At 66.1% G+C, this 19,991-nt stretch carries 17 protein-coding genes; 7 read left to right on the forward strand and 10 right to left on the reverse strand.

Annotated elements, in window-relative coordinates:
• Window positions 1-19: 19 nt before the first annotated feature.
• Together EPO41_RS10930 and EPO41_RS10935 are read right to left on the reverse strand one after the other, a co-directional pair.
• Window positions 20-1,156 (reverse strand): ABC transporter substrate-binding protein, encoded by a 1,137-nt coding sequence (locus EPO41_RS10930; RefSeq protein ID WP_296324633.1) that lies wholly within the window; start codon window positions 1,154-1,156, stop codon window positions 20-22.
• Between the two features lie 51 nt (window positions 1,157-1,207).
• The gene (locus EPO41_RS10935; RefSeq protein ID WP_296324637.1) at window positions 1,208-2,452 is read right to left on the reverse strand and encodes an acyl-CoA dehydrogenase family protein; all 1,245 of its coding nucleotides are present in this window, start codon (window positions 2,450-2,452) and stop codon (window positions 1,208-1,210) included.
• 156 nt (window positions 2,453-2,608) lie between these two features.
• Between EPO41_RS10935 and EPO41_RS10940 the strand changes: the two genes are divergently transcribed.
• Window positions 2,609-3,055, forward strand: coding sequence for a VOC family protein (locus tag EPO41_RS10940; protein WP_296324639.1), 447 nt, complete (start codon window positions 2,609-2,611; stop codon window positions 3,053-3,055).
• A 97-nt stretch (window positions 3,056-3,152) separates the two neighbouring features.
• Here EPO41_RS10940 and EPO41_RS10945 read toward each other — a convergent pair whose 3' ends face one another.
• Window positions 3,153-3,839, reverse strand: a complete 687-nt coding sequence (locus tag EPO41_RS10945) for a TetR/AcrR family transcriptional regulator (RefSeq protein WP_296324641.1) — start codon at window positions 3,837-3,839, stop codon at window positions 3,153-3,155.
• Window positions 3,840-3,939: 100 nt separating this feature from the next.
• Between EPO41_RS10945 and EPO41_RS10950 the strand changes: the two genes are divergently transcribed.
• Window positions 3,940-4,914 carry an aldo/keto reductase gene (locus EPO41_RS10950; RefSeq protein WP_296324644.1) on the forward strand — a complete coding sequence of 325 codons (975 nt, stop codon included), beginning with the start codon at window positions 3,940-3,942 and terminating at the stop codon, window positions 4,912-4,914.
• Between the two features lie 6 nt (window positions 4,915-4,920).
• Here EPO41_RS10950 and EPO41_RS10955 read toward each other — a convergent pair whose 3' ends face one another.
• Window positions 4,921-5,394: a YbaK/EbsC family protein gene (locus EPO41_RS10955; protein ID WP_296324646.1), complete on the reverse strand. Its 474-nt coding sequence runs from the start codon at window positions 5,392-5,394 to the stop codon at window positions 4,921-4,923.
• The gene (locus EPO41_RS10960; RefSeq protein ID WP_296324649.1) at window positions 5,391-5,927 is read right to left on the reverse strand and encodes a VOC family protein; all 537 of its coding nucleotides are present in this window, start codon (window positions 5,925-5,927) and stop codon (window positions 5,391-5,393) included. The genes EPO41_RS10955 and EPO41_RS10960 overlap by 4 nt, the downstream gene beginning before the upstream one ends.
• A 165-nt stretch (window positions 5,928-6,092) precedes the next feature.
• Between EPO41_RS10960 and EPO41_RS10965 the strand changes: the two genes are divergently transcribed.
• Both EPO41_RS10965 and EPO41_RS10970 read left to right on the forward strand, forming a co-directional pair.
• Window positions 6,093-6,935 carry an amidohydrolase family protein gene (locus EPO41_RS10965; RefSeq protein WP_296324652.1) on the forward strand — a complete coding sequence of 281 codons (843 nt, stop codon included), beginning with the start codon at window positions 6,093-6,095 and terminating at the stop codon, window positions 6,933-6,935.
• Window positions 6,936-7,040: 105 nt separating this feature from the next.
• A complete protein-coding gene (locus tag EPO41_RS10970; protein WP_296324655.1) occupies window positions 7,041-8,327 on the forward strand; it encodes a hypothetical protein in 1,287 nt (428 codons plus the stop codon).
• Between the two features lie 44 nt (window positions 8,328-8,371).
• Here the strand turns inward: EPO41_RS10970 and EPO41_RS10975 are convergent, their stop codons facing one another.
• A complete protein-coding gene (locus tag EPO41_RS10975; protein WP_363246964.1) occupies window positions 8,372-9,067 on the reverse strand; it encodes a GNAT family N-acetyltransferase in 696 nt (231 codons plus the stop codon).
• Window positions 9,068-9,141: 74 nt separating this feature from the next.
• Between EPO41_RS10975 and EPO41_RS10985 the strand changes: the two genes are divergently transcribed.
• A complete protein-coding gene (locus EPO41_RS10985) occupies window positions 9,142-10,035 on the forward strand; it encodes a LysR family transcriptional regulator (RefSeq protein WP_296324658.1) in 894 nt (297 codons plus the stop codon).
• Here the strand turns inward: EPO41_RS10985 and bcp are convergent.
• Together bcp and EPO41_RS10995 are read right to left on the reverse strand one after the other, a co-directional pair.
• The gene (gene bcp, locus EPO41_RS10990) at window positions 10,022-10,486 is read right to left on the reverse strand and encodes a thioredoxin-dependent thiol peroxidase (protein ID WP_296324661.1); all 465 of its coding nucleotides are present in this window, start codon (window positions 10,484-10,486) and stop codon (window positions 10,022-10,024) included. The genes EPO41_RS10985 and bcp overlap by 14 nt on opposite strands.
• Entirely contained in the window at window positions 10,483-13,368 is a 2,886-nt protein-coding gene (locus tag EPO41_RS10995) for a bifunctional [glutamine synthetase] adenylyltransferase/[glutamine synthetase]-adenylyl-L-tyrosine phosphorylase (RefSeq protein ID WP_296324663.1), read from the reverse strand. The genes bcp and EPO41_RS10995 overlap by 4 nt, the downstream gene beginning before the upstream one ends.
• Window positions 13,369-13,558: 190 nt before the next feature.
• Between EPO41_RS10995 and EPO41_RS11000 the strand changes: the two genes are divergently transcribed.
• Window positions 13,559-16,663 carry a DUF3971 domain-containing protein gene (locus EPO41_RS11000; RefSeq protein ID WP_296324667.1) on the forward strand — a complete coding sequence of 1,035 codons (3,105 nt, stop codon included), beginning with the start codon at window positions 13,559-13,561 and terminating at the stop codon, window positions 16,661-16,663.
• A 6-nt stretch (window positions 16,664-16,669) separates the two neighbouring features.
• On the opposite strand, the gene tyrS is transcribed toward EPO41_RS11000, so the two are convergent.
• Entirely contained in the window at window positions 16,670-17,923 is a 1,254-nt protein-coding gene (tyrS, locus tag EPO41_RS11005) for a tyrosine--tRNA ligase (RefSeq protein WP_296324669.1), read from the reverse strand.
• 66 nt (window positions 17,924-17,989) lie between these two features.
• On the opposite strand from tyrS, the gene EPO41_RS11010 reads away from it, so the two are divergent.
• Window positions 17,990-19,072 (forward strand): anhydro-N-acetylmuramic acid kinase, encoded by a 1,083-nt coding sequence (locus tag EPO41_RS11010; protein WP_296324673.1) that lies wholly within the window; start codon window positions 17,990-17,992, stop codon window positions 19,070-19,072.
• Window positions 19,073-19,086: 14 nt separating this feature from the next.
• On the opposite strand, the gene EPO41_RS11015 is transcribed toward EPO41_RS11010, so the two are convergent.
• Complete coding sequence (locus tag EPO41_RS11015) at window positions 19,087-19,761, reverse strand: alpha/beta hydrolase (protein WP_068193634.1); 675 nt, start codon at window positions 19,759-19,761, stop codon at window positions 19,087-19,089.
• Window positions 19,762-19,991 lie beyond the last annotated feature (230 nt).

The following is a 19,991-nucleotide window of genomic DNA, read 5'->3' on the forward strand; positions in this document are numbered from 1 at the left end:
CCTGCGCCGCCGATGAGCGCTACTGCGCGACGCGGAACGGCGTGCGCGTGTACTTGCCGCCGACCAGCTTCGAGAAGACGAAGCTCGAGATCGGAATGCCGGTCATGTCGTCGGCCGAAAAGTCGTAGTTGGCGAGGACGCCGGTGTAGGGGGCCTTCATCGCCTCGCAGAGCTTCTCGCCCGTGGCGTCGGCGCCGGCCTTGTTGAGCGCGGCGGCGATGATGTGGGCGGCATCCCAGGCCGCCGCCTCGTAGTTCTTCGGCGTCGAATTGTAGGTCTGCCTGTAGAGTTCGACGAACGCCTTCTGGTGTGGCAGCGGATCCTCGCCGACCACGAATTCGGGGATCACGATATTGTCGGCCGCCGGTCCCATCGCGTTGACATACTCGTAGGACGAGGAGCCGATGGCGGCGATCACTGGCTGCGCGATCTGGATCTGCTTGACGTTGCGGAACGGCGTGGCCGAGGTGGCGATGATGAACACCGCGTCGGGCTGCGCCGCCTTGACCTTGGCCGCCTGCGTCGTGGTGTCGGTGGCGCCGATCTCGAACTTCTCGACCGCGACCAGCTTCACGCCATACTTGTCGGCGAGCGGCTTCAACTCGGCCATGACGACGTTGCCGTAGCCGGCGTCATGCAGCACGCCGATCTTGGCCGCCTTGATGTTCTTGGCGTATTCGAGCAGGGCGGTGGCGTTGAGCCGCTGCGGCGGCAGCACGTGGGCCAGGCACTTGCGCTCGCGCTCGACCGCCGGGCCGATGCCGGTGAAGGCGATCTGCGGGATCTTGTTGGCGTGCGTCACGCCGCCGACCGCCACGGTGCTGGCCGTCAGCGACGGGCCGAGCAGCGCCTGGACCTTCTGGCCGAAGATCAGGTCATTGGCCTTGCTGAGCGCGGTGTCGGGGTTGGACGCGTCGTCCTCGACGATGATCTTGATCGGCCGACCCTTGATGCCGCCCTTGGCATTGATGTCCTTCTCCGCCAGCAGCAGGCCGTTGCGCTCCGGCACGCCGAGGCCGGCGCCGGCGCCGGTGGCGGAAACGATGGCGCCGATCTTGACCGGCTCGCCCGAGGTCTGCGCCTGGACGCCGAAGGCCGACAGGCCGACCAGCGCCGTCGCGCCGGCCAACTTTGCAATAAACGATGACACCGACATTTTTTTTCTTTCCTCCCACTCGTTGAACTTCATTATGGCCGTCGCTGCGACTCAGAGCAGCGGCGGCGGCCCTGTCACGCCGAGCTCATGTTGTCCGAACAATGCACCCTGGACGTCGGTCGAGAACATGACATGCGCATTGGCTGCGTGCGCATCGCGGAACAGGCGCTGCATCGGACCGCCGAGATAGAGCCCGCTCGATCCGGCGATGCCCATCAGGATGTCGACGGCTTCGAGACAGAGCCGGGCCGAAAAGAAAGCGTCGCGCCGGTAGCGCAGCTTGTCTTCGTGGGCGGCGTCGGCGCCCGTCCGCGCGACTGCCATCGCGTGCTCGCAGGCGCGGCGCATCATCGCTTCGGCCGTATCGATGCGCACGCTCGCCTCGGCGACCTTGATCTGCACGGGCTGGCTCGCGCCGAACGGTTGTCCTGTCGTCGTCGCGTTGCGCGTGCGTGCGGCGCCTACCACCGCCTCGTAGGCGCCTTGCGCGCAGCCCAGCATCACGCCCGATAGGACATAGGGGCCGAGCGCCAGCATGGGCAGGCGGAACAGGGGCGACGGGTTGACGACTGAACCGGCGTGCGGCTTGCCGTTCATCGTCCGGGCCGAGATCGTGCGCACGTCCGGCACGAAGAGGTTCCTGATCTCCACGTCCTTCGAGCCGGTGCCCGAGAGGCCGACCGCGTGCCAGGTGTCGATGATCTCGTACTGCGAGCGATGGACCAGGGCAAAGCGTTGGTCGACGGGCGGGCCGTCGTCGCGCTCGCGCAGCATGAAGCCCAGCATGTTCCAGTCGGAGTTGTCGACGCCGGAGGAGAGCGGCCAGCGTCCCGAGACCTCGTAGCCGCCCTCGACCTTGCGGCCGCGCCCGGCCGGGAAGATCAGCGAGGTGGCGATCAGCACGTCTGGCGAGCCGTTCCACAACTCGTCCTGCGCTTCAGGATGGAAGTAGCCCAGCATCCAGTGATGGCTGGCGAGGTTGCCGAGGTTCCAGGCGGTCGACGGGCAGACACGTGCGATCACCGCGCAGGTGTCCACCAGAATGCCGACATCGAGATCGGCGCCGCCGACCTGCGCCGGCTGGACCATGCGGAACAGGCCGGTGCGGTGCAGGTCGCGCTCGGTCTCGTCGGGCAGGCGTCGCAGCCTCTCGCAGGCCTCGGCGCGGGCACCGATCGCCGGCACGAGTGCACGCGCGCGGTCGAGCATCTCGGCGTAGGTGACGCCGGTGAACGAGGCCGGCGTGCTGGGCAACGTCGCCGACCGTGTCCAGTCGGCGGCCCGCTTGGTCCGCATATCGATTTTCCTCCCGGCGATTTGCCGCTTTTTCTTGGCGTGACGATGCTTGCGTCGCGCGATCAGGTCAAGTGACCTAATTTGTTGGTCGATTGACCACACGACGGCCGATCACGATACTTCGCGCCAACGGAACAGCTCTCGGGAGGAGCAGAGATGGCCATCAAGGTGCTGGAGATTCATCATCACGGCGTGCGCATCGACGCCGGCGACAAGACGATCGAGGACCTCAAGAACTTCTACACCGGCGTGCTCGGCCTGGAGCACGACGCGGGACGGCCGGAGATCCCGGGCATTCCCGGCATGTGGATCAACATCGGCGACGTCGGGCAGATCCACCTGATCGGCGGCGACTTGCCGTCGCGCTTCGCGCAGGGGCCGGGCAAGGATCCAACCTCGCCGCATGTCGCGCTGGCCGTCGAGAACATCGCCGAGACCAAGGCCGAGCTCGACCGGCTGGGCGCCGACTACTGGTCGCTGAAGGGCGCGACAGGCCCCGATGCCGAGCAGCTTTTCCTCAACGATCCGTGCGGCAACATGGTGGAACTCCACCAGTTCGACAAATGCCGCTGCCGCCTGAGGAGCCGCGTGAAGCCAGCCTAGCGATCATTGGAGCGCGCCACTCCAGTGGCGCTCATGTGTTGTTTGTCTACGAAGCTTGAGCGCCACTGGAGTGGCGCGCTCCATTGAGGCAGCTAACTCAAACAGGCGCGGCGAGGCCCGCGCAGACGAAGGGCACGATCTCGCGGATGGCGGCTTCCATGTCGGCGGGATCGCAGCGCCCGTGGGAGATCGCTTCGAGGCGGCCGGGCTGGAGCAGGGTCCAGACGTAGGCGCCCATCATGAAGTAGTAGCGCCAGTAGAGGGTCTTCGCCGGGATCTTGGGCAGGGCACGCCGGATGGCGTCGACATAGAGCGCATTGGTCTCGTCGTAGATGTCGGCGCGTACCATGCTGGCGGTGTCGTCGGGATCGGTGAACAGGCGCGCATGCATCTGCATCGAGGTCCGGCGTCCGCCGGCCCGCGGTTCGGCCATCAGCAGCGGACGGACCAGCGCATCGACCAGCACCTCGAGCGGGACGATGCCGCGCGGGTAGCGGGCCTGGGCTTCCAGCAGAAGCTGGCGCCGCCGCTCGGTGACCTCCCGGCCGTGCCGGGCCACCACGGCCTCGAAGATCGCGCGCTTGGACTCGAAATAATAATGGAGTTGCCCGACATTCACGCGCGCGCGGCTGGCGATGGCCCGGGTGGTCGCGCCGCCATAGCCGACCCGCCCGAACAGTTCCTCGGCGACGTCGAGGATGCGTTCGGTCAGGTTGGGACGGTTGGCCTTGCGGCGCCGCGGCGCGGCGGGCTTCGGCTTCTTCGCGATTGTCTTTCTCGCCACGACACACCCTGCTCGACATCGTCGGGCTTCTCATAAGGGCAAGCGGGATGGTTTTCCATCGCGGCTGCGGAGTCGTGTCGCCGCATGCTAGAAAGCGACCATGAAAACCAAGCTCCTCGGCCGTACCGGCATCCACGTCTCGCAACTCTGCTTTGGCACCATGTCGTTCGGCGGCGATGCCGACGAGGCCACGTCGGCTTCGATGTACAAGGCGGTGCGCGACGCCGGCATCAATTTCTTCGACACGGCCAACGAATACAACAAGGGCAGGTCCGAGGAGATCCTGGGCCGGCTGTCGAAGGATCACCGCGATGAGCTGGTGATCACCACCAAGTGCTTCAACAAGACGGGCCCCGACGTGAATGCGGGAGGCGCCAACCGGCGGCATGTCGTGCAGGCCGTCGAGGCGAGCCTGCGCCGCCTGCAGACCGACCGCATCGACGTCCTGTTCCTCCATCGCTTCGACCCGGTGACGCCGATCGACGAGATGATGCGCGGCCTCGAGGACCTCGTGCGCTCGGGCAAGGTGATCTATCCCGCGGTCAGCAACTGGTCGGCGTGGCAGACCCAGCGTGCGGTCGACATCCAGGAGCGCAACAACTGGGCGCGGCTGCAGGTCATCCAGCCCATGTACAATCTGGTGAAGCGCCAGGCCGAGGTCGAGCTGCTGCCGATGGCGGCGGCCAACGGCATCGGCGTCATTCCCTACAGCCCGGCGGCGGCCGGCCTCCTGTCGGGCAAGTATTTCGGCCAGGCCACGGGACGTCTGAAGACCAACAAGATGTACGAGGCGCGCTACGGCGAGGAATGGGCCTTCGAAACCGCCGAGAAGTATGTGGCGCTGTGCAGGCAGAAGGGCCTGCACCCCGTCAGTACCGCCATCGCGTGGGTGGGCGCCCATCCCGCGATCACCGCGCCCATCATCGGCGCGCGCAATCTCGACCAGCTCAAGGACTCGCTCGCCTCGGTAAAGGTCGACATGACGCCGGAGCTGCGCGCCGAGATCGCCGACCTCTCGCGCACGCCGCCGCCGGCCACCGACCGGCTGGAAGAGCAGAAGGTCGCGAAGGCCTGAGCCGGCTCACCCGGGTTCCGGTCGGTCGCAGACGTCGATCCATTCGGCGTTCACGAGGTCTGCCATGCGTTCGGGCGCGATGCGCACCGCCGAGTTGATCGAGCCGGCGGCGGGGACGACCTCGTCGAATGCTTTGAGCGAGACGTCGCAATAGACCGGGAGCGGCGTTGCGAGGCCGAAGGGACACACGCCGCCCACCGGATGGCCCGTGAGGGACACGACCTCGTCGGCGCCGAGCATGCGCGGCTTGCCGCCCAGGACGTCCTTGATCTTGCGATTGTTGAGGCGCGCATCGCCCGAAGCGACGATCAGCATCGTGCGATCCTTGATGCGCAGCGACAGCGTCTTGGCGATCTGCGCCGGCGCGACGCCATGGCCCTTGGCGGCCAATTCGACCGTCGCGGTGCTGCCGTCGAGCTCCACGATCTCGAGATCAGGCGCGTGCGCCGACAGAAACGCGCGGACCGCTTCGACGGTCATGCCGGCTGTGCCGTCCGGCTGGCGCGGATGCGGGCGCGCTGGGCTTCGAAACGCGCGGCCAGATCGGCTTCTTCGACATCTTCGAGCCGGCTCTGGATGACCCAGCCATGCCCGAAGGGATCGATGATCCGGACGGCCTTGTCTCCCCAGTAGGTTTCCTGAGGGCCCTGGTCCTTCGCCAGCGAGGTCGCACCGGCTGCCACCGCGCGTGCGAACACGGCGTCAACGTCGTCGACATAGACGATCAGGAATCCCGAGGAAGCGCCGGCCGACGTCGGCGACCGCGGCCAGTCGGGCCGGGGCGCTTCGCGCCAGCGCGGATTCTCTTTCGCCACATTCAGGCGAGCGCCCGCGAGTGAAAGCTCGGCGCCCAGCGCCTCCGGGCCGGCAGGTTCGCCATGGTTGTGAGAAAAGCTGCGCCGGATCTCCTCTGCGCCGATCACGTCGCGATAGAAGTCAGCCGCGGCGGCCACGTCCTGAACGATGAGGGTGATGCCGATCTGTCCGATCGACTGCTTGCCTTTGATGGCCATTGCAACATCCTTCGGGGGAAGAGGGACTAACGCCCGGGAATCTATCGGAGAGCCAGCTGGTACCGCCATGTGGGAATCGTATCGCATGGTGGGCGATGCGCCCGAATTTCCATGACAAATGCAGGGACGGCGGTACCGTCCGCCAACTCACCACGGGAGAAGCGCATGCCGACCATCGACGCCCAGGTTCACTGCTACGAGCGCAATCATCCGGGCCGACCGTGGACTGCAGTGCTGGCAGGGCCGCCCGAAGTCACCGCCGAGGACATGATCAAGGCGATGGACTCGGTCGGCGTCGACGGCGCGCTCCTGGTCTCGGTCTACACGATGTACCGCTGGGACGAGAGCTATGCCGTCGGCGTGCAGAAGGCGCATCCCGGCCGGTTTGGCGTCATCAAGCCGGTCAATGCCAACGATCCGAAGGTCGAGGGCACGATCGCCGACTGGGCGGCGATGGACGGCACGGTCGCCATCCGGATCATGTTCACGCCGGAGATCTCGACCGACGCGGCCGATCCCGGCATCAACCGCGTGCTCGCCGCCGCGGCCAGGCACGACCTGCCGGTAAACCTGATGGCGCGGGGCCGCCTGCCGCAGGTTTCGGAACTCGCCAAGCGCAACCCGAACACCACGTTGGTGATCGACCATCTCGGTCTCGAGCAGCCGATGGCGCCACCGGCGCCGAAGCAGCCTTGGCACGAGCTGCCGCTGCTGCTGGACCTGGCGAAGCACCCGAACGTCGTCGTGAAGATCACCGGCGCCTGCACGCTCAGCCACGAAAAGTTCCCCTTCAAGGACATCTGGGATCCGCTGGGCCGCATCTTCGACGCCTTCAGTCTGGACCGCTGCATGTGGGGCACCGACTGGACCCGCGCCGTGGCGCTGCTCACCTACAAGGAGGGTGTCGATGCCTTCCGCGTGACCGACCGCCTGTCCGACAGCGATCGCGAAATCCTGATGGGCGGCTCGCTGCAGAAGATCTACGGCTGGTCGCCGGCCAGGAAGTAGGAGGCATAAGGGGCTGGAAACAGCCTCCCCTTGGCGTTTAGGAAATAGGCTGGAAATTCTCCCTGGGCGTGCGGTATTTTTGCCACAACTCGGGGGAGAATTTCCATGTTCGAACTATACAAAAGGTTCGCATACGAGGCGCTTGTCTCAAGTAGAAGGTTTCTCGCGAGGCTTTGGCGTTCCCTCAGAAAGCCGACTGATCTGCCACAAAAAAAGCAGGGTCAGCGATTCGCGGAGCGGCGCAGCAGGCAGGATCTCAGTATCGCTGCATTGTTGATCAACTCTCAGATGCAGTTGAAAAGGATGGACGAGGCGCGCCGGGTCGAGCGAGTCTTTTCGATCGCGACCTTGGTCGTTGTATTTGTCGGGACGCTTCTTCCCACCTTTCTCGGATGGTGGGGCGTCCCCCCGACTGAGCCCTCCAATAACGTTGTAGTGACGGCGCCAGTTCTGGAAGAACTCGTACGGTCGATTCAAAGTCAGCAAGCCGAGTTCATGCGGATGTTGTTGCCATCAGCCGCAGTTATTCCAGGGGCGAGCGATGTCGTTAGGGTTTCTCCAGATATTGGCGCTTTTGCCTGGCTGGGCTGGGGGTGGTTGGTCGTCGCTTCGGGCTTCTTTCTTGCATGCCTGTACATCGTGGCGAGAGCGAGTTCGCCAGCTTTCCGATTGGCTGCCGTGGCAGTTGCCACAGCAACGACCTCGATGGTTGCCGTCCCGGCGGGCCTTAACCTGTTCAAAGGAGGAAGCCTGCTCAAGATTGAGCACGTCCATCTGGAAGTTCCAGAGTTTCGCCGTCGGCCGGTAGATCAGAATAAGGGCGGCAAATTCGAACCGAAGATCGAGGCAAAATCTCCTATCGAACTGTCGATTGAGATAAATGTAACGCAGGAAAAAGTGGAACTCGTTCATGCCGGGGCGAATTCCAAGGTCGAGTTCCACTGTGAACTGGATAATCGGGCACTTCAGGTCGGACCCTTCGTCTCCGGGGAGCCTGCCGAACTGGAAAAGACGAACGATACCCAGACAGTCGAGGACCTGGTCCGGAAAATCGGAGCAGTCAGAAAAGGCAAGGAAGTCATCGGCCTGGTCCTGATCGGATCCGCCGACAAGACCCCTCTCACGGCGAAAACCAGAGGCCTTTACGATTCCAACTTGGCACTTGCTCAACTCCGCGCGCAGGGCGTGGAAGCGCGCCTGAAAGCGGAGCTTGCCACGAACCCGAAGCATCCGGATCTCGCCGGCCTCTCGGCGATCATGACACTGAATGCCGGGCCAACGAATGTCAGTTCCGCCCTTGGCCTGGGAGACAAGCGCCTGTCGGGAGATCGTACTGTTCGTGTGTGTGTGATCGTGCAGACACCGACACCCGCAGCGCCGGCTGGAAAGTAGCCGATTGGCCCGTCAGTTCAGGTGAACGACGGCTGCCATTCACGTCAGGGAAGGGCCAGGTCGCCCTTGCCGAGCGGCCGCTGCATCAGGATCGAATCGACCCAGCGGCCGAACTTGAAGCCGACGGCGTCGAGCTTGCCGATCTGGCGGAACCCCTGGCTGCCGTGCAGGCCGACCGAACCGGCATTTGCGCTGTCGCCGATGACGGCCAGCATCTGTCGCCACGGACCGCTTTCGCAGCGCCTGATGAGAGTCGAGAGCAGCTCGCGGCCGATGCCGTTTCCCGCAAGCCCGTCGCGGACATAGACAGAGTCCTCGATCGTGTGCCGATAGGCCGGGCGCGGGCGGTAGAGCGAGGCATAGCTGTAGCCCACGATGCGCCCATCCATCTCGGCTACGAGGTAGGGCAGGCCGAGCTTCAGCACGGCGTCGCGGCGGCCGATCATCTCGGCGACGGTGGGTGCTTCCTCTTCGAAGCTCGCCAGCCCGTGCAGCACGTGGTGGGCGTAGATCTCCTGCACGAAGCGCATGTCGCCTTCGCGGGCGTCGCGAACATCGACGGCCGTCCTCATCATCGTTCCTCCCGATAGAACCTGCTCGCGCGACAGGCCGATGTCGGACAACAGCCGATCGTCCAGGTTGCGCAGTGCCTCGCGCTGGCGGATTCGCGAGCAAGGGGAGGCGCCGATATAGCGACCGATCTCCATGACGATGGCTCCCAACCCGTTGCGATGCGACATGGGCGCAATCTGCGAGCGCTGGAACCATAAGGGAAATCTCGTTATCTTATGAAAACCATAAGAGAAAATTTGGGATGCGCGGCCTCAATCTCGATCACGTCAACGCCTTCACCGAAGTCGTGCGGCTGGGATCCTTCTCGGCGGCGGCGTCCCACCTCAACCTGACCCAGCCGGCGATCAGTCAGCAGATCGGGCAGCTGGAGAAGCGGCTGGGCGTGCGCTTGCTGGAGCGGGTGGGGCGGCGGGCGACGCCGACGGCGGCCGGGAGCGAATTACTGGACCATGCCGCCCGGATCGACGCCGCCGTGGCGTCACTGCTCGAAGCGCTGGCACGCTTCGGGAGCGGCGAGGTCGGGCGGGTACGTCTCGGCACCGGCGCCACGGCGGCGATCTTCCGACTGCCGCCGCTTCTGCGCGCGCTGCGCCGGCGCCTGCCGGAGCTGGAGATCACCATCGCCACCGGCAACACGCCGGACATCGTGAAGGGCGTCCTGGACAATGCGCTAGACATCGGCCTGGTGACGCTGCCGGCGGGCGGCCGGGGCCTTGATGTGACGCCCTTGCTCGACGACGAGTTCGTGGCGGTGACTGCGCGCGATGGCGTGAAACTGCCGCGTCGGATCAGACCGGCGGTGATGGCGCGCCTGCCGGTGATCATGTTCGAGCCCGGCGGGCACACACGGCTGGTGGCCGATCAATGGTTCTTCCGGGGTGGTGTTGAGCTCAAGCCCAAGATGGCGCTGGGCAGCGTCGAGGCGATCAAGCGGCTGGTGGAGGCAGGGTTGGGCTGCGCCATCCTGCCGGCGGTCGCCGTGCGCGAGGCGGGCGACCGCACAAACCTAGTGGTGCGGCCGCTGTCACCGCGCCTCTACCGCAAGCTCGCGATCGTGATCCGCCGTGACAAGGTCCTGCACCTCGGCCTGCGCGAAACGATCCGCGCCTTGCGGGGGCTGGCTAAAGCGCCTTGAGCGCTTCCTGGACCTCGTCGACGTGTCCGGCGACCTTGACCTTGCGCCAGATCCTGCGCACCACGCCTTCGCTGTCGATCAGGAACGTGGCACGGTCGATGCCCATGTATTTGCGGCCGTAGAGGCTCTTCTCGATCCAGGTCCCATATTTCTCGCAGACCTTGCCATCCTCGTCCGACACGAGGGGGAAGTTGAGCTCATATTTGGCCTTGAACTTGTCGTGGCGGGCGACGCTGTCCTTGGAAACGCCGACCACCTGCGCCTTCAGCTTCTTGAAGGCCGCCGCCCCGTCGCGGAAGCCGCAGGCCTCCGTCGTGCAGCCAGGCGTGTCGTCCTTGGGGTAGAAGTACAGAACCACCGGCTTGCCGCGCAGATCCGACAGTTTGAGCTTGCCGCCGCCATCGGTGGCTGCGGTGAAATCCGGGGCCTTCTTGCCTTCGACGACGCTCATTTCCTGCTCCTCGGTTGCCAGCCGGCAGCCAGGGCCGGCGCCTCCACGATCCGTTCGTATATAGCACGCACGGTCTTCGATTCGGCTTCGATCCGCGTGCGCAGGTCGGCGAGATTGCTCGCCCCTTCAGTGGCGGCGATCAGGCGCTGCTGGCCTTCCGGTGCCCTGGCCTCGTCGAACGCGGCCTCGTCGCCATTCAGGGTGAGGCGCAGCAGGCTCTGGACGTCCGACAGCAGCGTCCGCGTGGCGCGTAGCCTGTCGGCATCCGCCTGGTCGATCAGCCCGGCCGTCGCCATGCGGCGCAGCATCTCCGCCGGATGCGGGTCGAGGATGTCGGGATGGGCGCAGGCGTGGCGGAGCGCGAGGTACTGCGCCACGAAGTCGATGTCGAACAGGCCGCCCGGCAGGTGCTTGAAATCCCAAGGGCTCTTGGGCGGCGCATGCTGGGCGATGCGGTCGCGCATATCGGCGACATCGCGGACCAGCGCCTCCGGGTCGCGGGTACGGCAAAGCGTGTCCCGCACGATGGCGATCAGGCGATCGACCAGGGCCGTCGGGCCGTGGATCACCCGCATGCGCGTCAGCGCCATGTGCTCCCACGTCCAGGACGACTGCGCATGATAGGTCTCGAACCCTTCCAGCGAGTTGGCGAGCGGACCCGAGCGACCGGACGGACGGAGCCGCATGTCGACCTCGTAGAGCGCGCCCTCGTTGGTGTGGGCGGTCAGCGCCGTCACCATCTTCTGGCTGAGGCGCGTGTAGTAGTGGATCGGCGACAGCGGCTTGGGGCCGTCCGACGCCTCCATGCCGGCCGGGATGTCGTAGACGAAGATCAGGTCGAGGTCCGAGGTTGCCGACATCTCACGGCTGCCCAGCTTGCCGAGACCCAGCACCGCCAGTCGTTGACCCTGGAAGCCGCCGTGTGTCTCGGCGAAGCGCCGTTCGACGCGATCGCACAAGGCGGAGATAGTGGCGGCGGCGATATCCGAATAGGCGAGGCCCGCCTCGGCCGGCGTCACGATGCGCTTGAGCTGCTGGACGCCCACCTGGAAGCGGCGGTCGTTGGCCCAGCGCCGCGCCAGGTCGAGGATGTCCTGCTCGTGGTCGACGCGGGCGAGCGTCGCGGAAAGGTCCGCCTTCATATCCTCGACCGGTGGAAGGGGACGATAGAAGTCGGGCGAAAGCACCGAGTCGAGCAGCAGAGTGCGGCGCGCGAGGTGGGCCGCGAGGCCCGGCGCGCTGCCCATGATCGTCGCCAGGAGCTCGAGCAGGGCGGGGTTGGCCTTGAACAGCGAGAAAAGCTGCACCCCGGCGGGCAGGTTGGCGAGGAACAGGTCGAAGTTCAGCAGCGCCTGGTCGGGCGCGGCCGTCCCGCCCAGCTCCTTCAGCAGGCCGGGCATCAGTTCGGTGAGCAGTTCGCGGGCGCGCGCCGTCGCCGTCGAACGGTAGCGGCCGTGGTGCCAGCGGCGAACGATGCCGGCGGCGGCCGAGGGATCGCGGAAACCGAGCGACTTCAGGGTCTCCAAGGTGCCCGGGTCGTCGTCGGTTCCCGTGAAGACCAGGTTGCCGCCGGGACCCGCAAGGCTCGGCGCCTCCTCGAAGAGGTTGGCATAGTGGCTTTCGACCAGGCGCAACGTCGCCAGCAGCGCCTCCTGGAACGCCATCGACGTGTCATAGCCCAGGAAGGTCGCGACGGCGGCGACGCCCGCTTCGTCGGCCGGTATCGAATGGGTCTGCCGGTCGTCGATCATCTGCAGGCGATGCTCGATGCGGCGCAGGAAGCCGTAGGCCTCGATGAGCTCGTCCGCCGCCTTGACCGTGATGTGGCCGGCGGCGGCGAGCGCCCGCAGGGTGGGGCAGGTCGCGCGCAGCCTGAGGGAGGGGTTGCGACCGCCGAAGATGAGCTGCTGGGTTTGGGCGAAGAATTCGATCTCGCGGATCCCGCCGCGGCCGAGCTTCACGTTGTGCCCCATGACTTTCACCGTGCCGCCGCCACGATGGGCATCGATCTGCCGCTTGATCGAATGGATGTCGTGGATGGCCGCGAAATCGAGATGCTTGCGCCAGATGTACGGCGTCATGTCGCCGAGGAAGGCCGCCCCCACGGCTTCATTGCCGGCCACGGGATGCGCCTTGATCATGGCGGCGCGTTCCCAGTTCTGGCCAACGCTCTCGTAGTAGAGTTCGGCCGCCTGCACCGACATGGCGAGCGGCGTCGAGCCGGGATCGGGCCGCAGCCGGAGGTCGGTGCGGAAGATGTAGCCGTCGGCCGATGTCTCCGACATGAGCTGCACCAGGAGTCGCGCGGCACGCACGAAGTGGCGCGACAATTGGTCGTTTCCAGTCACTGCGGGCGCATCGCGGTCGTAGAGCAGGATGAGGTCGATATCGCTCGAATAGTTGAGTTCGCCGGCGCCGAGCTTGCCCATGCCCAGCACGGTGAAGGCCGCCGCGTCGGGCTCTCCGCCGAGGGAGAGCTGACCGTCGCGCTCGAGCTGGAGGAGGACCGAATCGGTGAGCGCGCGCAGGCAGCCCGAGGCGAAGTCGCTGAGATGGCCCGTGATGCGTTCGAGCGGCCAGGTGCCCGCGATATCAGCGACGGCGACGGCGAGCGCCACGCGGCGCTTCAGGCGGCGGAGCCGGGAGGCAATGTCGGCCGGCGCGGCGCCGGTGGAGGCTTCGCGTCGCACGGCGGCGAGTTCGGCCAACAGGTCGGCCGCCGTGGCGTCCGGACCACGGCGCCATAGATCGGTCATAAAATCCGGGCTTTGTAGCGCGGTCTCCGTCAGGTAGGGGCTGTTGCCGAACAGGGCGTCGAGCAGCGCGATGGCCGCAGGATCGTCTGGCCGCGCGGCGCGCTCGTCCCAGCGTGTCCATGCCACGGCTTGCCGCTCCCGGTCGTGCGGATGAGGAAGGCGAGCAGTCGAAAGCCAAGACATTCAATGTGTCGACGGGTAAATTCTCATGCGAAGCGGAACGCTTGCCCAAGCGCACCGCCATCGTCAAGGAACGGAAGAGTCGAGTTTGGTCAAGCGGACCTGCCGGGTAATCCTACGCGTTTCGGTCGGTCTGGTGCTTGCCGCGACCGCGCTGGTGGTCGTTGCGGCGCTGCGGCTGATGGACGGTCCGATCGATCTCGACTTCTTGAAGCCGCGTATCGCCCGGCTGATCGACGCACCGGGCAATGACATCCATCCGGACTTCGACCGCATATCCTTCGAGTGGAGTGGCATAAGCCGGCCGATCAGGCTGGCGTTTACGGGCCTTCGATTCACGAACGGCCAGGGGCAGGTCATCGCCACCGCGCCCGAAGCGGCTCTGACGTTCGAACCTCGTTCGGTGGTCCAGGGCATGCTCCTGCCGACTTCGATCACGATCATACGCCCCGTCATCGAGGCCGACGTCGCCCGCGAGGGCGGAGCCTTCCAGAGAATATTCACGTCGCGGGAGGGCGGCGCGCAGGGAGAGGCGATATCGATCCTGGTCGATCAGCTGCTGGCGGAGCCCAACTACCAGTCACTGATCGGTCAGCTCGATTCCGTGCTGATCGAGCGGGCCGACGTCACCATCCGGGATCTGAAGACTGGGCTGAGCTGGAATGCACCGGATGCCAGCGCAAAGCTGCGGCGCGACACCGCCGGCGTGTCCATTACGGCCAACGCGCGATTCGCCGGCCACGGCGACCCCGTCGACCTCTCGCTGGCCGGTGTCTACACCCGCGACCGCAGCCGGATCTCGCTGGAGGCCAGGGTTTCGGGGTTCAAGCCCTGGATATTTGCCGATCTTTCTCCCGATCTCGCCATTCTGCGCGGTGTCGACCTTGCCCTGTCGGGACGCCTGCAGATCGAGGGGACCGGCACGGGTGAGGTCAAGACCGTGGTGGTCGACATCACCGGCGCCAATGGCAGCGTGACCCTGCCGGGCATCCTGCCGGTGGCGCACCGGGTGCGCTCGATGGACGCGCGGTTCAGCATCGACAATGTCGAGCACACGTCCCGGATCGAGCGCGTCGACTTCGATTTCGGCGCGGCCAGGGTGGTCGTCACCGGCGCCGGTCACCGCGTCTCCGATACGCGCCATTTCGCCGGTCGCGCCGAGATCCGTCGGATCCCGGCCGACAAGCTGGCGGACTATTGGCCCCTCGAGTTCGCGGAAGGCGGCCGCAGATGGGCAATTGCGAATGTGACCGCCGGAACCGTCGACGTTGCGGCCGAGTTCGCAGCGAGCGCGCCGGTCGACCGTATTGCGGACATCAAGGTGGACCGCATGGCAGCCTTTCTCGACTATGGCGGCCTGACCGTCCGGTACATGCCGCACATGCCCGAGATGCTGGATGTGTCCGGGAAGGCCCGCTACGAGAACGGAAGCCTGCACTTCGACATCGCGCGCGGCGGCGCGGTCAACCTCAAGGTGACCGACGGCACGATCGACCTGACGGGGCTCGACAAGCCGGCGCCGCAGATGGCGGCGATCCGCCTGCCGATCACCGGCTCGGCGCAGGATGTCATGCGATTCCTGGCGCGACCGCGGCTCGGCCTGCCCAAGGAGACGCTCTACGACTATCGCCGGCTGGGCGGCCAGGTGGCGGTCGACGTATCGCTGGGCTTCCCGCTGATCGATGCGCTGACCGTCGCCGAGATCGACGTCGCCGCCGACGCGCAGCTCACGGCCTTCTCGCTGAAGGACGTATTGGGAGACGTCGATCTTACCGAGGCGACGGCACGCGTGAAGTACGGCAGCTCCGAACTCAGCGTCGTGGGGCAGGGCAAACTCGACGGCAATGGCATTGACGTCACCTGGCGCGAGATGTTCGCGGCAAAGGCTCCGTTTCGCCGGCGCTACGATGTGAAGGGGACGGTGCCAGCGGGTCTCGTCGAGAAGGCCGGATTCCCCTCGATCGAACCCTATGTCGTCGGGCCCATCGGCACGACCCTGCACTATCAGGTAGCGACCAACGGGACCGGCGAGGTCGGCGGCCGGTTCGACATGAAGGCCGCGAAGCTGTCGGTGGTGCCGCTCGCCTGGAGCAAGGAGGCCGGCACGGACGCGCTCGCCACCATGACGTTGAAGCTCGCCGCCGGCGGAAAGATCACGACAGCGGACTTCGATGCCCGCGGCGGCGGTCTGCAGACCAAGGGCCAGGTGCGCTTCGGAACCGACGGCAGCGTGCAACAGATCAACGTGCCGCAGATCAAGCTCGGCCAGACCGACGTTGCCGTCGACTGGCGGCGGCATCCGGGCGGCGTCGACATTGCGGTCAAGGGACAGTCGCTGGAGCTGCAGCGCGTGCGCGACATGCTGCATGCCCGCAACGAGGTCGCGGCGCGCGAGCCGAAGGGTGCGGCCTCGGTCTCGCGCACCAGCACCAAGGCTCAAATTCAACTGCAGAACGTCGTCGTGAAGCGAGGGTCCCTGGGCTACCTCAACGGCCGCCTCGAACTCATTGGTGACCGGGTCGCCTCAGCCGACCTCACGATGGGCGGCGGCAAGGGCTCGACCTTTCGCGTGACGCCGGCCGCCCAGGGCCGCACGCTGTTCTTCTATGTCGCCGACTTCGGCCAGCTGCTCAGCGAAGCCGGCTGGATCGACGGGCTGGTCGGCGGCTACCTGCACATCGAAGGGAAGTTCAACGATACCTGGGCCGACCCGCCGCTCGAAGGCACGCTGAAGATGGGGCCCTTCCGGCTACAGCGCGTGACCGCGCGTCGCGACATCGGCACGCTGAATTCCGCAATTGATGGCTTGAACAGCGCCGGGAATGCGCTGCAGCAGTTCGACAGCCTGAGCGCCAACCTGGTCAAGACGGGAGATCTGATCCAGGTCCGTAACGGGCGGACGAGCGGCCAATCCATCGGGCTGACCACTCAGGGTGTCATCGACCTGGGCAACGATACGGCGCGGCTCAACGGCATCGTCGTGCCGGCCTTCGCGCTGAACAATATGCTGTCGAACGTACCGCTTCTCGGGCCGCTGCTGACCGGCGGCAAGGACGGCGGCATGTTCGCAGTCTCCTACCAGCTGCATGGTCCGTTCGACGACCTCAAGACCGACGTGAACATGATGTCGGCGATGGCGCCGGGTGCCCTACGCGATCTGTTCAGCCCGCCCGCCAGCACAGGCGGTGCCCCCGCCGCCCCGCCGCCAGCCGGATCGTCGGACGGGCAGCGCGCGCCCTGACCAAGGCTAGACGGCGCGCACCAGCACGTGGCGCTTGCGGCCCGCCGAGAGCTTCAGCGTTCCTTCCGAATCGAGATCGCCTTCGCCGACGACCACCGTGTCGCTGGCGATCGGCTTGTCGTTCAGGCGCCCGCCGCCGCCCTTGATCAGCTTGCGCGCCTCGTTCCGGCTGTCGGCGAGGCCGGCTTCGTGCATCAGTTCGAACGCCGCGATGCCGCTCTTGAGCTTGGCCAGTGGCAGTTCCACCGTGGGCAGCGTGTCGGCCTTGGTGCCTTCCTCGAAAGTGCGCCGGGCCGTCTCGGCCGCGCTCTCGGCGGCCTGCCTGCCGTGGGCGAGGGTGGTGACCTCCGTGGCCAGGATCTTCTTGGCTTCGTTGATCTCCTGGCCCTGCAGCGCCTCGAGGCGCGCCACCTCGGACAGCGGCAGGTCGGTGAAGAGTTTCAGGAAGCGGCCGACATCGTCGTCCTCGGTGTTGCGCCAGTACTGCCAGAACTCATACGGCGACAGGCGTTCCGGATTGAGCCAGACCGCGCCGGCGGCCGTCTTGCCCATCTTCGCGCCGGAGGCGGTTGCGAGCAGCGGAGAGGTCAGCGCGAAGAGTTCGGCGCCCTGCATGCGGCGGCCGAGATCGGCGCCCATGACGATGTTGCCCCACTGGTCCGAACCGCCCATCTGCACGATGCAGTCGTGACGCTTGTTCAGCTCCACGAAATCGTAGGATTGCAGGATCATGTAGTTGAATTCGAGGAACGACAGCGGCTGGTCACGCTCGAGGCGCAGCTTCACGGAGTCCATGGTGAGCATGCGGTTGACCGAGAAATGCCGGCCCACGTCGCGCAGCAGCGGGATGTAGAGGAGGCCATCGAGCCACTCGGCGTTGTTGGCCATCACCGCGTCAGTCGCGCCCTCGCCGAAAGTGAGGTAGTTGGCGAAGCTTCTCTTGATGCTCGCCATGTTGGCGTCGATCTGCGCCGTGGTGAGGAGCTGGCGCGTCTCGTCGCGGCCCGACGGATCGCCGACCTTGGTCGTGCCGCCGCCCATCAGCGCGATCGGCTTGTGGCCGCTCTTCTGCCACCAGCGCAGCAGCATGATCTGCAACAGGTGGCCGACATGCAGCGAATCGGCGGTACAGTCGAAGCCGATATAGGCGGTGCGGACGCCGGTCGACAGCAGCTCGTCGAGGCGGGCCGTATCGCTGCACTGATGCACCATGCCGCGCTCGTGCACGATGCGCATGAAATCCGACTTGAAACCCGACATCTTCCGCTCGGTCCGTTGCTTGGCTGATTGTCCCTGAAGGCGCCGGGGGTGTAACACATTCCCCCCATGGCTTCATCTTTCCTGCGGGCCCTCGGGCTGATGAGCGGCACCTCGGTCGACGGCGTCGACGTGGCGCTGATCGAGACCGACGGCGAGCGCGTGGCGGCGTTCGGGCCGACCCTGACCGTGCCCTATCCGGACGAGGCCCGTCGCATCATCCGTGCGGCGTTCGGCGCCACGGCGGAGACGGAGGCGACGCGAACGGCCGAACAGGTCGTCACCGAAATGCACGTGGCGGCCGTGCGGGCATGGGCCGGCAAGGCGGGTATCGCGCCCGACACGCTCGATCTCGTGGGCTTCCACGGCCAGACCATCACGCACCAGCCCGACCGTCACTTCACCTGGCAGATCGGCGACGGTGCCGCGCTCGCGCGGGCGCTGGGCGTGCGGGTCGTGAACGATCTGCGCACGGCCGACGTGGCGGCGGGCGGGCAGGGGGCGCCACTGGTCCCTGTCTATCACGCGGCGCTCGCGGCCGACCTGACGCGACCGCTCGCCGTCGTGAACATCGGCGGCGTCGGCAACGTCACCTGGATCGGCGCCGATGGGGCGCTGCTGGCCTTCGACACCGGCCCGGGCAACGGGCCGATCGACGACTGGTGCGCGCGCCGGGCCGGGCAACGCTACGACAAGGACGGCGCGCTGGCGGCGGCGGGCAAGGTCGATCGCGGAAGAGTGGAACGCTTCGCCGAGCATCGCTACTTCGCGAAGGTGCCGCCCAAGTCGCTCGACCGCGGCGACTTCAACGACGCCTGGGCGGAAGGCCTGAGCGTTGCCGACGGCGCGGCCACGCTGACGCGTGGCACCGCGCGGGCCATTGCGCTCGCGGCGAAGCATTTTCCGGCGCCGGTTTCGCAATGGGTGATCTGCGGCGGTGGTGCGCGCAATCCGACGCTGCTGCGTGCCATCGCCGAGGAGACGCGCGGCAAGGTGCTGACGGCGGAGGACCTGGGATGGGACGGCGATGCGCTGGAAGCGCAGGCCTTCGCCTTCCTGGCGGTGCGTTCCCTGCGCGGCTTGCCGCTGACGTTTCCCGGGACCACCGGCGCGCCGCGTCCGATGACGGGCGGCCGGCTCAGCCAACCTTGATCAAGAGGCCCTGATCAGGGCTCCTTGTTGCTCGTCGCGCGACCCGGCGGATTGAGCAGGCTCTTGGCGACGTACTTGTCGACATCGACCGCGAGCTTGTCGAGCGAGTCATGGAAGAAGTGGTTGGCGCCCTTGATGGTGCGCGACTCGACCGTGATGCCCTTCTGCAGCGACAGGCGCGCCACCAGCTTCTGGATATCGGCTTGCGGTACGACCTCGTCCTTTTCCGCGCCGACGATCAGGCCGGAAGACGGGCAGGGCGCGAGGAAGGCGAAGTCGTAGGAGTTGGCCGGCGGTGCCACTGACACGAAGCAGTCGATCTCGGGCCGGCGCATCAGAAGCTGCATGCCGATCCAGGCGCCAAACGAGTAGCCGGCGATCCAGCACGACTTGGCGTCGGCGTTCATGCCCTGCAGCCAGTCGAGCGCCGCGGCGGCATCGGAGAGTTCCCCCATGCCGTTGTCGAAACGTCCCTGGCTGCGACCGACGCCGCGCGTATTGAAGCGCAGCACGGAGAAGCCACGATTCACGAAGACATGGAACAGGGAGAAGACAACCTTGTGGTTCATCGTCCCGCCATACTGCGGGTGCGGATGCAGGATCAGCGCGATCGGCGCGCGTTCTTCCTTGCTCTGGTGGTAGCGCCCCTCGAGGCGGCCTTCGGGGCCGGTGAACATCACGTCAGGCATCGAGACTCCGGTTTTTCACCCTGATCGACCCTCCGGTCGTAACCGATTTGGCACTGGTACATGGGGATTCTCGATACTTGACCAACTCGCTGGGATTAATTAAATCCGAGCGACGCAGTTGGTTTTTCCCAGAACCCCTGTCTGGGGCGCTGGCATATCGTAGCAACGCCTTGGTTTACAAGAACTTTAGGCGTTTCCATAGGGAAGACCGGCCGATTCTGGCCGTGAGG

It is taken from the genome of Reyranella sp. (genome assembly GCF_004297265.1).
GTDB lineage: Bacteria > Pseudomonadota > Alphaproteobacteria > Reyranellales > Reyranellaceae > Reyranella.

What these genes read in the sequence shown, in the direction of transcription:
- EPO41_RS10965 (WP_296324652.1), top strand. Translation starts at nt 6,093, where the DNA reads ATGCCGACCATCGACGCCCAGGTTCACTGCTACGAGCGCAATCATCCG.
- EPO41_RS11015 (WP_068193634.1), bottom strand. Translation starts at nt 19,761, where the DNA reads ATGCCTGACGTGATGTTCACCGGCCCCGAAGGCCGCCTCGAGGGGCGC.
- EPO41_RS10935 (WP_296324637.1), bottom strand. Translation starts at nt 2,452, where the DNA reads ATGCGGACCAAGCGGGCCGCCGACTGGACACGGTCGGCGACGTTGCCC.
- EPO41_RS11010 (WP_296324673.1), top strand. Translation starts at nt 17,990, where the DNA reads ATGGCTTCATCTTTCCTGCGGGCCCTCGGGCTGATGAGCGGCACCTCG.
- EPO41_RS10985 (WP_296324658.1), top strand. Translation starts at nt 9,142, where the DNA reads ATGCGCGGCCTCAATCTCGATCACGTCAACGCCTTCACCGAAGTCGTG.
- bcp (WP_296324661.1), bottom strand. Translation starts at nt 10,486, where the DNA reads ATGAGCGTCGTCGAAGGCAAGAAGGCCCCGGATTTCACCGCAGCCACC.
- EPO41_RS10970 (WP_296324655.1), top strand. Translation starts at nt 7,041, where the DNA reads ATGTTCGAACTATACAAAAGGTTCGCATACGAGGCGCTTGTCTCAAGT.
- EPO41_RS10955 (WP_296324646.1), bottom strand. Translation starts at nt 5,394, where the DNA reads ATGACCGTCGAAGCGGTCCGCGCGTTTCTGTCGGCGCACGCGCCTGAT.
- EPO41_RS10975 (WP_363246964.1), bottom strand. Translation starts at nt 9,067, where the DNA reads ATGTCGCATCGCAACGGGTTGGGAGCCATCGTCATGGAGATCGGTCGC.
- EPO41_RS10940 (WP_296324639.1), top strand. Translation starts at nt 2,609, where the DNA reads ATGGCCATCAAGGTGCTGGAGATTCATCATCACGGCGTGCGCATCGAC.
- EPO41_RS10950 (WP_296324644.1), top strand. Translation starts at nt 3,940, where the DNA reads ATGAAAACCAAGCTCCTCGGCCGTACCGGCATCCACGTCTCGCAACTC.
- tyrS (WP_296324669.1), bottom strand. Translation starts at nt 17,923, where the DNA reads ATGTCGGGTTTCAAGTCGGATTTCATGCGCATCGTGCACGAGCGCGGC.
- EPO41_RS10960 (WP_296324649.1), bottom strand. Translation starts at nt 5,927, where the DNA reads ATGGCCATCAAAGGCAAGCAGTCGATCGGACAGATCGGCATCACCCTC.
- EPO41_RS10930 (WP_296324633.1), bottom strand. Translation starts at nt 1,156, where the DNA reads ATGTCGGTGTCATCGTTTATTGCAAAGTTGGCCGGCGCGACGGCGCTG.